Raw genomic sequence first — 11,321 nt, 5'->3', positions numbered from 1 at the left:
GCTGAACACCGACAAGCGGCGGATCGATTTCGAGGTCGGGCACACAGGTCAGCGGCGCCACCTGCAGTGTTGGGCCGAACAGATCCAGACCTTCGATCGGGCGCCCTTGGGTTGGCGATCCCTTGAGGGCAAAGCACGGCGCCAGCGCCATTCGATCCCGGTCCACGGCATGCGGGTGGCCAACACCGCCAGCGGGTGACGTAGATCGAGCATCACGTCCGGCCGGGCGCGGAAAGAATCCGGGGTCGTCGTTGAAAACCTGCGCTCCAAATCTTCCAGAAAGTGAATGCCATTGCACTGGATGCTGGAGGGTTCGGCAAGGCCTCATGGGGCCTCAGCCTGCGCGGGGAAAGGGGCCGGCGGGTTGCTCAGGGGCGACTAAAAAGCCGGGGAAGATGGGTTCGCCGGTGCTTGGCATTGCAATTTCACGAACGTCACATTGAACTCCTTGCACTGACGATGTTGCTGCATACGGTTGGCAAAGCTGAAGGCGTCGTTCAGTTCGCAGCGCTGAAACACATCGAGTCCCCGGCTGAGCACGACTTTCCAACCATGGTCAGTGGTTATGTCGCGGTCGTGCTTGGTGCCGGTGGTGTCGAAGGCCCAAGAAAACTGGATGCCGATGCTGGCGCAGGCATCAGACATCTTCTGAAAGTTCTCGGTCTGGCGCTCGCCATTGAATTCGTCTTCGACGGTGACAACATGAACAGCCACTTCATCTTCCGGACGAGCAAATCGGCTGATTGTTTCTAGTAGTTCCATCAGGTTGCGTTGCTGATAGAAAGTACGCAAATAAGGGTCGGTCACGATGATGCGCTTTGCGCCGACCAAATAGGGGCCAAACAACTGGTCGAACGTCACCCCACGCTGGTTTTCCTGAAAGACCCGGTGCTGCTCCTTGAGCGTGGGCTCGGGCGTCTGATCTGGATTGGCGCTTTCTTGGGTGCGCGCTTGGGAAATGGCAGCGGCTCCCCCAGATGGCACTGTCAGGTCAGGTGCGGGCTCAGCCGCACCGTCGTCCGCCAATTTGCGATGGTAGGCGCCGGGGTACTCCTGTTCTTCGAGCGTCGTCACCAGGCGCTCTGCCCCTTGTGGATCGAAGTAGGCAAAACGAACGGCGGGATAAGTTGCATCGATGCGCAGGAGCTGATCCTTGACTCTCTTGCGTCCCTCGATCGCGACCCGAAGCAGCTCTTCGATTTCTTCGACACTCGCATCGCCCTGCGGGTACAGAATTTTCATCAGACCCGAGAAGGTCTTGTTGATGCCATCGCGGTCACGGGTTGAGATGTCATCCGACAGCCGGAAGTGCGCCTTATACCGGTCAGAGAAGTCATGGCTGCGCAAGGAACGAAGAATCTCAGCCAAGTAGTCCACCACGAAGCCGTAGCCGCTGGAGAACATCTCCCCGCGAATCACATCAACCTCCCAGCCCGGGATGTAGCTGTGGATGCGATCCAGAAAGGCCGAGTCATGGAACTTCTCGGGCAGCGGGTCGAAGAGGTCCGAATGCTTGAGCATATAGGGCACCGTGTGGTCGGTATTGCCCACGAAAACCATGCTGGCCTCCGCGCCCAGCGTTTCCACCCCGCGCGAAAACGACTTGTTGGCCATGTAGTTTTTCATGATGTCCACCAGCGCCTTGTCCACGCGCTTTTGCTTGCCGGCGAATTCGTCAAAGGCCACAACGTCCCAATAGCCCACCAGGCCCAACTTGCCCGTGCCGTTGTGTACGAACAGCTTAGGCACGGTCACCTCACCACCGGAGATCAGAATGCCGTGCGGTGAAAACTCCGAGTAGATGTGCGACTTGCCAGTGCCCTTGGGGCCCAGCTCGATCAGGTTGAAGTTACGCTCGCAGAAGGGAATGAGCCGCACCAGTTGGCTGAGCTTGTTGCGCTTGCCGAACATCTGCGGGTTAAAGCCCACGCTCTGGATCAGCAGGTCAATCCACTCGTCCGTGGTGAACTGCTTGCGGGCCTCCACATAGCCATGGAAGTCGAAGTGCGAGAGCTGAATCGGCTTGATGGAGGACAGCACCCAAGGCGTCGCATTCTTGTCTTCGGTGAACAGGTACTCCAGCTCGGCGATGCACCACACGCCGCCCACAAGTAGCTTGGGGTGGGCCTTCACCGTGGCTGAGTCGATGATCACCTTTTTGATGCCCAGGTTGGCAAACTCGGCCTCATAGGCATCCGACTTGTCGTTCAGCGCCACACTGATGCGGTCGATGACCTTATGCCGCCCCTTCTCCTTGATGGTGGAGCGCACCAGCCCCGCCTCGTTGCGATGCACATAATGCTTGCGCAGGATTTCGCGCACCGTGTCGATGCCCGCCTGAATGGTGGTCTCGTCGTTGGTTGCGCAATACTGGCCGAGCAGGTACTCCAGCACGTAGGTGGGCACGATGGCGTTGCCCTTCACCATCTTGACAAGGTCCTTGCGAACCACCAGCCCAGCGAAGTGTTGATTGATCTTGTCGTCCAGTTGGCTCATGTCTGCCCCCTCGCCATATTCTTAGAAATCGAACTCGCAGGTGAACGAGCGGCGAATCGTGTACCGCGCGGACTGGTAGCGCGTGTAGTGGGATGTGCCGTCCACCGGCTCGTCCATGCGCAGCTCCACCTGTTGGTTGTTGTAGTCGTCGGCCTTGCGACTGAGGATGAAGCGCACCGTGACCTCCCGTTCACGCGGGTTGCCGGACGCCATGTCGAAGCCCAACTCCTGCACGTCCGAAATCGCCTCGCCTGCCAGCGAGTACAGGCCGACACGCAAGCGGCGCGGATGGCGTTTGTCGGTGACGGGTTCGGTCTGGTACAGCACCACAGCCAGCTGCCCCGTCGTGATGGTCTTGCCGCCGCCGCCAATCAACTCCACCTCCACCTTGCCCACATCGCTCTGGCGCTTCTTGTTGATGCTGATGACCGGGATCACCACTTCTTGCAAGGTGGCGCCGCCATGCACGAAGCGGCTGCCCGAGCCTTTCAGGCGCAAGCGATTGATCGATTTCGGGATCTGTACCTGCAAGTTGCCAGCCAGGCCCAGTTGATCGGGCTGAAAGGTCTTGAAGCTGCTGCTTTCGCGCAGACCTCGCCCAAGCACAAAGCGCCGATCGGTGTAGAGGATCTCGTCGCCGCTGGGTTCTGTGCTGAGGAAGTCGCTGTCCTGCAGCGGGTGATGCTGGTAGATGAAGCCGTGGTCTGCGGTTACTACGATGTTGTTGGCATTAGCATTGGCTAGCTTCTTGATCACCCGCAGCAACTCTTCCAGTGTTTCTTCTGCCGCTCCAAAAACGCGCTCTTCCGTGTCCCGCGTGTCGCCAGTCTTGTCGATCAGGTTGTGATAGACATACACGACATCATGGTCGCGCACCAAGGCCCGTGAATCCTCCTTGCCCATGGCGAGGACATCTTTGGCCAGCACGGCAGTGGATGAGGCCACCGTCTGAGCCAGGATGCGGGCGCGGTTGGCGGTGCCGGTAGCGCTGATGCCATCGGCCATGACCTCGCCGCTACCTTCCTCTACGATCTGCAGTGTCTTGTGCGGTAGCAGGGATGCCATGCCCAACTGGGTGTAACTCGGCAGGCGGGACAGAGCTGGCGTCAGCTCTGCATCAAACCGGTTTTCGCGGCGAATGAGGCTTTGCAGCTCTTCCCCCACCTCGTAGCGGAAGGCGTCAGAGATCAACACGCACACCTTGCCCTTGCGCTCCAGATAGGGCTGCACAAAGCGCCCAAAGAAAGTGGCCTGGCTCACCACCGGGGCGGCCTCCCACTGCTGGCAAGCGTCCACAAAGCGTTGCCAGCGCACGTTCAGGTGCGACAGGAAGTTGTTGGTGTACAGGTTTTCCACCTGTTGGCTCAGTGCCTGCAACAGCGAGGCCTGACCCGATTCGCGCGCATGGTGAATGAACTTGCGGTAGCGCTGGTCGAGTCGGAACCAGCTTTGGGTATACTTGTGAATGCCGTCCGCCAGGGAGTCCATCTCCAGTTGCGTCAGCTCCAGCGCCTGCACGAACTGCGCCGCGTGTTCGATGGCCTGGTACACATGCTGGTATCGTTCAAACCAGTGCCCTTGCCGACGCTGGCGAACCCATTGCTCCACCTCTTGCGCGCTGACCGTGCGAGAGTTCACCTCACGCACCAGCTCGCTCAGGATCTTGCGGTCTATGGTTTCGAACTCATCCACAGACATCAGCGCACGGTATTCAAGACCCTGAAGCTTGTCCTCGATCTGAAGGATGTCGGCACACTGGGCAGACAGCGCCTCGAAAGCCTGCGCGTGCGAGCGGCTGTCTTTCCAGCGCCGGATGAACACCTTTGCCTCTGATGTAAGGCGGGGTTTGAACTCGACATCCACCTCACTGAGGAAGCAACTCTTGAAGAGTTCGATCACAAAATCCTGCAAGCCCGGTTGCTCACTGATGTAGCCGTAGGCACGCTTCATCAACTCCCAGAAATGCTCGTTCAGGCCGCTGCGCTCCATCAGCTTGCTGCGTGTATCGGAGCCGCTGGCCAGTTCGGCCAACAGGACTTCCAGCATCTCGTCCAGGCGCGGGTCATCGTTCCCCACGCACACGGCCAGCATCTTCTGGCGCACGGTATTGTCGCTGTCACCAGGCTCCAGCAACTCTTTCAGTCTTTCACGCCGCTTGGTGGCCTCAAAGAAGGCAACATGAGCCTCCAGCAAGGGGTAGGCATCGGGCCCCAACCCCAGCTCGGCCAGCCATAAGGCCACCTGATCGGTGCGGAAGGTGCTACCGCTGGCCAATTGCACATCCAGCAGCCAGTTCGCCAGGAACTCCGGTTCTGGCCCGTCTTTGAACAACAGGAACTTCTGCTCCGGCTGCTCACGCAGCACACGGTACTTCACGCCAAACTCGTTGTTGGCCAGCTCGATCTTTTCCACGCCGGGCAGGCTCAGTGCCTCGAAGTCAGCGCGAAACTCGCGCCGCGTGTCGTACCAGAACACGATGCGCTGCTTGTCAAACAGATTGCCCAGCGCCTGCTGGATCTTGGCATTGCTCATTTCTCGATTCCTTCCAGCAGCGCGGCAATGGCCTCGGGCGGGGGCAATTGCCCGGCCAGGTCTTGCGGCAGCGTGCTGGTGATCTGGTAGGTGGCTACGCCGATGGGCTTGTTGGCATCGTGCAGGGCGTATTCCACAATGGTGCGGCTCTTTTCCTTGCACAGGATGATACCGATCGACGGGTTCTCATCCGCCTGGCGGAGTTGCCGGTCGAGCGCCGCCAGATAGAACTGCATCTTGCCGACGAACTCGGGCTGGAATTCCCCCACCTTCAGCTCAATGGCCACCAGGCAGCGCAGGCGGCGATGGAAAAGCAGCAGGTCGATGAAGAACTCGCGCCCATCCACCTCCAGCCGATACTGGCTGCCCATGAAGGCGAACATGCTGCCCATGGCCCGCAGAAAGTCCTCGATGCGGCCAATCAGCGCCCGCTCCAGCTCGCGCTCGCTGTGCTCGGCGCCCAGCTCCAGAAAGTCGAAGGTGTACTCGTCTTTCACCGCCAGCTTGGCCTGGGCGCGCAGCTCGGCGGTCAGCGCCTGATCAAAGTTGGTCTGGCCCAGCAGCGACTTCTCGTAGCTTTGGTTGTTGATCTGGTGGATCAGCACGTTCTTGGACCAGCCCATCTTGCGCGTCATGCGCAGGTAGAACTCGCGTTGGAGCGCGTTGTTGCAACGCTCCAGAATCACCAGGTTGTGGCTCCAGCCCACTTCTCGCACCAGTGGTGCGAGTTTTTCGAGGCCTTGGTACGCTTCAAAAAACGCCCGCATGCGCCACAGGTTGGAGGCCGAGAAGCCGCTCACACCCGGAAACGCCAGCTGCAAGTCGGTCGCCAACTGTTGCACCACGCCCTTGCCCCAGGTATCGCCAGCCTGCCGCTCCACCAGCACGCGTCCAATATCCCAGTACAGACCCACCAGCTCGGTGTTGACCGCCTTCAGCGCCGCGTATTGCGCGGCCCGAACCCGTTCTTTCAGCGCACTCAGCAGAGGGGCATAGTCGGCTGGTAATGCCGGGGCAGGCAAAGGTGGCTGGCTCATGCTCAATCCTCTTCCTTGGCATCCAGCCCGGTGATCTTCTTGAGTGCCGCGCCGAACTTCAGGTAGTTCACCTTCACGCCGTCATCCAGGTCGATGGCCTTTTGCTCGGTGGCCAGCGGGTAGAGCACATCGCGCTCGTAGTCCTCCAACTCAGCCAGCACCTTGGCCAGGCGGTCGGCTTCCTTCAATGCGCGGGTCTTGTCGCCCTGGCTGGTGGCGGGGTTAATGCTCGTCGAGGCCTGACGCTCCTTCTCGGTAACAAGTTTTTCGCGATAGTCGCGCAGGTACTTCAGTACCACGCTCACCGTGTCCGGGCGGTAGCGGTGCATGTAGATCAGCGCGTTGAAGCTGCCCTTGGGGCTGCTGAACAGCCAGTAGATGGGCCGCTTCTTGTAGCGCTTCACATGGTCGGTATAGAACTCGCTCAGGAAGTAGTCGCGCAAGCCGTAATTGCGCTTGCCCTTGACGTTCAGCGCCTGCTCGATGAAAGCCAGATTGTCTTCGTAATGCGTTTCGCCAAACGCCACGCGCAGGAACTGGCGGAAGCGCAGCGTGACGTCGTCGGCAAACCAATCACCATCCAGCACCGGGATCACGTTGTCGTCATCGACCGGGAAGCTAGGCTCCGGCACCTGGGCCAGGTAGTCGGCCTGCGTCTCGCCCTGGTTGGCCAGGATCAGCCCCGGCTTGTCCAGGCTGTAGCGGCCGAGCATGCAGCCCACGGCATAGCTCACTAGCTCTCGCAAGGTGTCGGCCAGCAGCAGGGATTCCAGTTCTTCCTCGCTCTTGTCACCGCCGTAGCGGTAATGCGGGTTACAGGTGAGCGTGATTTCGTTCAAGGGCACTTCGGGCGTCAGTTCCTCCTGGAGGCCGTAGGTGTCGATGAAGATGCGGTTGTTTTCTTCCTCCAGGCGCTGCATTTCCAGTGTCATCTCGCGCCAGTGGGCGCGGAGCTTCTGGTAGCTACCCTTCAGCTTGGGGAGGCAGTAATCGGAATGCAGCAGCGGGAGGCTAGTGAAGTCCCAGGAAGTTTCATAACTGTCCCAATCTGCTCGATGTACCCTCGTAAGCATGCGTACAGTCTTATCAACATGCGCGCTTGCATCTCCATCCAAGCTCGGAAACGGAAGTTTCGCAATCTCCCCAACGTTTACAGCAATGGTAGGATTTATTACCGATATCGCGTAAGTCGATACGGTCGAATTCAATAGACCTAAAATCCTATTGGTGAACTGACGCTCCCGGACAAATCCAGACGACCCCCGGCCATCAAATAAGAAGCCTTCTGGCATAAGCCTAAATGCATTGGTTCCCGATGTTACATCAGACCAGGTTATGCCCTCTTTGAAGATAAAATCCAAGTTGTAATTGTGGGATCTAATTTTCCCTTCGTCGGCACCGAAGTTTCTTACTTCTTCGCCGTCATTTCTCCAGTTGACAAGGAGGTCGTGGTTTCCAAACCATTTTCTAAAGGAGCCACCCTTTTCATAGGGAAACCACGTGATACCACTCTCGAGCGCCCTATTTCTGCTTGGGCAGTCAAACAAAATAGCCGCGAAATTCACTTCATGCCAATTTCTCAAGAAACGATCATTATTTGCAGTTGATAAGCCAAGGCGAGTTTGGAAGTGCTCCGACAACGATGCTCCATTAAATATATTGCGAAGCTGATCGTTTATCCAGTATGCAATTGGGTTTCCCGGGATCACTCTGAAATCTAGGGATGAAGCTCGAAAGAAATACTTCTTCATACACTGCTCAGCAGTGTGGGCTTGGCTGTTACTCATTTGTATTCTCCAAATCTTGTTCCTCGACTGGCGTACCAATCTGCTGCCAGTCATTGGCAATCGTTTTCCAATCCACAGCGCGCTCGACCGCTTCGCCTTTAGTGTCCTTGCCTGACCACACCGCCCAGAAGTCTGGGTCATCCGATTTCGGCCGATGCTGCTCGGGCAGCGCGTTCATCTGCACCAGTACCGGCAGTTCCGACGCCCAGCCAAGCAAAATGGCGTGACGGGAAGGCAGCGAGGGCAAGTCGCGCAGCAGGCCGCGCAGGTTGTCGGGCACCAGCTTGTGCACCAGTTCCTGGTCGCGGTCGTTGCTGATGCGATGCAGCAGATAGCTATTGCACTGGGACAGCACCGTGGGCGACAGCTCGCTGGGGCGCTGGGAGGACAGCACCAGGCCCAGCCCGAACTTGCGCCCTTCTCGGGCGATTTTTTCAAACACTTGGCAGCAGATGGCGGCCGAGTTCTGGTTCTCCGCGTCGTCGTGGTAGCGCTTGATGAAGGTGTGCGCCTCTTCCATCACCAGCACGGTGGGCAAGGTCTTGCCGTGGTGCAGCTTGCGGTAGCGCTGGAGCGCCTCCAGCGTCATGCGTGCGATCACTGCCGTGATGATGTGCACGACCTCGGCAGGTACCAGCGAGAGGTCGATGACGGTGACCGAGCCGTTCGACGCCTGGTTGTCGCCGATGTAGTTGCGCAGCCAGTCGTCCAGCGTGAGGTCCTGGGAGGTGCCCGAAACGATCTTCATGCGGCTGTCCGACAGCAGGGTGCGAATGCGCATCTGCATGGTCTCGACGTAATCGGAGACACCGAGCAGTTCGGCCGTGGCTTCAACACTGCGGAGAAGCTGGTCGCCGGTGAAGGGGCGCGGCACGTCTGCGTCGATCGGGAGGATGTCGGTGTCGCTGCCACCAAACACAGAATGCGTGCTGCTCAGCACGCCGATTAGTGCGCCGATCTCTTGAGGGGTGAAAATTGCTGGCCAATCCCCTCCATGTGCAGCCAAGAGCGTGGTGATGTGTTGAATCAAACCATTCAACGCAGAGCTTTCCGCCGCATCGAAGGAAGCGTTGTCGGCCAAGCCCTCTTTCCATCGGATCAATCGATCACGGAAGCCTTTTGCAGGCCCAGCACCTTTCCACGGGTTCCCCGAATTTCTTTCGATTTGAATCGCCGAAACGAGCGTGCGCAGATAGCGGCGCATCTCATGGCTAGGTGTCACCGTCGCGCCGAACACGCCGTCGCGGACTGATCGAAGCGCCTGCACCAAGGTCGGCCGCTGCGTCTTGGCGCTCGCCTGGGTAAAAGCCCCCCATTCGGCACTGTTCCAGAACCACAGCGGGATCTGCAGCTGTTCAACGCCTGCGCTAGGCTCGACGGCAAACACCCGCACCTTGCTCATGTCGCGGAAGGTGTTGGCGTACTCGCCATTGGGGTCGAGCACGATGAAGCGGGCATTGGGGTCTGAGCCGCCACGGGCCTTGCGGGCCTCATCCATCGACCAACGGATCAAGCCTGCGACCGAGCAGGACTTACCGCTGCCGGTGTTGCCCAGTACCGCCAGATGGCGGCCAAACAGGCGGTCCGGGTCGATCTTGACCTCGGCATTGGCTGCTAGCGGGCTGGTGCCAATCAGCACTTGGCGGTTGTCACCGGACTCGACGATGGCGCGTAGCTGGCTTTGCGTAGGCAGTAGCACTGCATCGCCGACGGTGGGGTAACTTTCGACGCCGCGCCGGAAGCGATAAATGTCATGGCCGTGAGCGTCTTGGCGCTCGTAAGCCAGCACCCCCAGCGGGTTAAGGCTCATCTTCCGCAAGGGGTAGGGCAAGTCCACCAGCCCGAAGTCCTGCATGCCTTTGCGCTTGGGGTATTGCGAACGCTCGATGGTGATCCACTCGACTTGAGCGACCAGATGCCCTTCGTCACTGGGGATCAACACATAGCCGTTGATGCGTGGGAAAGGACGCGGCGTGCCGGTATTGAGAGCCACGCCATCGGGCGCCTCGATGTCGAGCAGCACCTTGATTTCGTCCGGAGAGACGAAGTCAATGGTGCCGATGCGTAGCGAGTCGGCATAAGCCAGAGGGGACATGCTCATGCGAGGTCACTCTCGTCAGACGCACCCACCTCTGGGGCTGCGGTTTTGGCAGATTGAGGCTCTGTTCCCATGCGCTGCTTGAGCAGTTCGCTCATGCGGAAGGTGGTCTTGTCGATGGCAGGCTTAGGCAAGTAGTGCTCGGTCAGCGTGGTTAGGTCTGCCAATGCCGGGCCGATCAACAGGCTGATCTGGGAGGGCCGGCCCAGCTCTTGGTACGTCTGCATGATCCGACCCAATGGATCGTCATACGAGATCACCACCAGATGCGTCGAGGGGATGGTGAGCATGTCGCGGATGACGCGGTTGATGTGCTCATCGCCAAAGCTGTAGCCGTAGGTCACCAGCGTGCTGTTCGGGCGGCACACCGCTGCCGCGAGGTCGCGGAACAGCTCTACATAGGGGTAGTCCGCCGTTTCCCTGTCCTTGGCAGCGTTGGGGTAGATCATCAGCTCGTGCGCCGAGGCTTCGCTCAGGCCGGGCGCCTGCAGATAGGGTTCAACGCTGGCGGCTCCGAACGGCAAACCGATACGGCGGATGTCTTTGCCCGTCTGCACCCAATCCACCGAGCCATGCAGCTTGGTGTAGCGGGCCACCCCTTCCAGATAGCGCGGCTCACCACGGATGCCGGGCGGGTTGTAGTGCATGTCCAGATCCAGGCGAGAAGACCGGAAGATGGGCATCAGCTTGCCCAGGAAGCGGTCCAGCAGATGCAGCCCGGCCAACTCCGCCCCCGCCTCGATCAGCCGGTCGTAGTTGGTGGTGAAGATGTTCAGCCGGTCACGCACCCCGGTGCGACTGGCGAAGCTCATCAGGAAGGTGACGAGGGTGTTGAACGCCTCCTCGCGCTTGTCCTCAGCAGCCCCGGCAATTCCTTCTTCGCTCTTCAGGATCGACTTGGCGAAGTCCCGCATGCCGGTCTGAAGCTCAGTGCGCAGAGCTTCGGCTTCTGTCTTCTGCTGCAGGATCTCCAGACCACGCAACAGCTCGTTGGCAACGCGTAGCTGGTCCTCTAAATTGCCCTTCTCACGCCCGGCGGCTTCTGCTGCTTTCGCGGCAGCCTGATTGATTTCGGTTTGATGGTGACTTAGCGCCAAGGCGCCCATGCCTGCGGCACCCTTGCCAGCTGCCAGGTAATGCACTGCGTGGGTGAGGCCCGAACCAGCGAGCAGCGACAGATGCTCTGACTGGAACAACGATGTCAGCCACGGCTCTATACGGTTGCGGAGCTCCTTGCGCCCGAAAGTCTTGCCGGTGAGCCAAGCGGCTTGCGAGCCATCTTGGAGCTTGAACGCGTCACCTTCTGCCGTGAACCTCAGCGGCTGATGGTCATCGCGAATCTTGAGCGTGTTGACAGTCATTCTTCTCTCC

6 protein-coding genes and 1 pseudogene are annotated in these 11,321 nt (G+C 59.3%); all 7 read right to left on the bottom strand.

Translation table 11 applies throughout. The features are described 5' to 3' along the window. Nucleotides 1-55 precede the first annotated feature (55 nt). A pseudogene (locus tag ETQ85_RS26885) lies at nt 56-213 on the bottom strand (IS5/IS1182 family transposase); the annotation flags it as partial. Between the two features lie 165 nt (nt 214-378). Beyond that, complete coding sequence (gene brxL / locus ETQ85_RS05745; RefSeq protein WP_148578100.1) at nt 379-2,496, bottom strand: BREX system Lon protease-like protein BrxL; 2,118 nt, start codon at nt 2,494-2,496, stop codon at nt 379-381. Between the two features lie 21 nt (nt 2,497-2,517). Continuing rightward, nucleotides 2,518-5,028, bottom strand: coding sequence for a BREX-1 system phosphatase PglZ type A (pglZ, locus tag ETQ85_RS05740; RefSeq protein ID WP_148578099.1), 2,511 nt, complete (start codon nt 5,026-5,028; stop codon nt 2,518-2,520). After that, complete coding sequence (locus tag ETQ85_RS05735) at nt 5,025-6,065, bottom strand: PDDEXK nuclease domain-containing protein (RefSeq protein ID WP_148578098.1); 1,041 nt, start codon at nt 6,063-6,065, stop codon at nt 5,025-5,027. Before ETQ85_RS05735 ends, pglZ begins: the two co-directional genes overlap by 4 nt. 2 nt (nt 6,066-6,067) lie before the next feature. Further along, the gene (gene pglX, locus ETQ85_RS05730; protein WP_222862069.1) at nt 6,068-7,852 is read right to left on the bottom strand and encodes a BREX-1 system adenine-specific DNA-methyltransferase PglX; all 1,785 of its coding nucleotides are present in this window, start codon (nt 7,850-7,852) and stop codon (nt 6,068-6,070) included. Beyond that, a complete protein-coding gene (locus tag ETQ85_RS05725) occupies nt 7,845-9,953 on the bottom strand; it encodes an ATP-binding protein (protein WP_148578096.1) in 2,109 nt (702 codons plus the stop codon). The genes pglX and ETQ85_RS05725 overlap by 8 nt, the downstream gene beginning before the upstream one ends. Continuing rightward, nucleotides 9,950-11,311: an SIR2 family protein gene (locus ETQ85_RS05720; protein ID WP_148578095.1), complete on the bottom strand. Its 1,362-nt coding sequence runs from the start codon at nt 11,309-11,311 to the stop codon at nt 9,950-9,952. Before ETQ85_RS05720 ends, ETQ85_RS05725 begins: the two co-directional genes overlap by 4 nt. Nucleotides 11,312-11,321: the final 10 nt, after the last annotated feature.

This window comes from Zoogloea oleivorans, from assembly GCF_008107625.1.
Classification (GTDB): domain Bacteria; phylum Pseudomonadota; class Gammaproteobacteria; order Burkholderiales; family Rhodocyclaceae; genus Zoogloea; species Zoogloea oleivorans.
The sequence above is the reverse complement of the archived record's forward strand: the minus strand, read 5'-3'. Positions and strand labels throughout refer to the sequence as shown.

Excerpts from the sequence above, each read along its gene's own strand:
- brxL (WP_148578100.1), bottom strand. The coding sequence starts at position 2,496 with ATGAGCCAACTGGACGACAAGATCAATCAACACTTCGCTGGGCTGGTG.
- pglZ (WP_148578099.1), bottom strand. The coding sequence starts at position 5,028 with ATGAGCAATGCCAAGATCCAGCAGGCGCTGGGCAATCTGTTTGACAAG.
- ETQ85_RS05735 (WP_148578098.1), bottom strand. The coding sequence starts at position 6,065 with ATGAGCCAGCCACCTTTGCCTGCCCCGGCATTACCAGCCGACTATGCC.
- pglX (WP_222862069.1), bottom strand. The coding sequence starts at position 7,852 with ATGAGTAACAGCCAAGCCCACACTGCTGAGCAGTGTATGAAGAAGTAT.
- ETQ85_RS05725 (WP_148578096.1), bottom strand. The coding sequence starts at position 9,953 with ATGAGCATGTCCCCTCTGGCTTATGCCGACTCGCTACGCATCGGCACC.
- ETQ85_RS05720 (WP_148578095.1), bottom strand. The coding sequence starts at position 11,311 with ATGACTGTCAACACGCTCAAGATTCGCGATGACCATCAGCCGCTGAGG.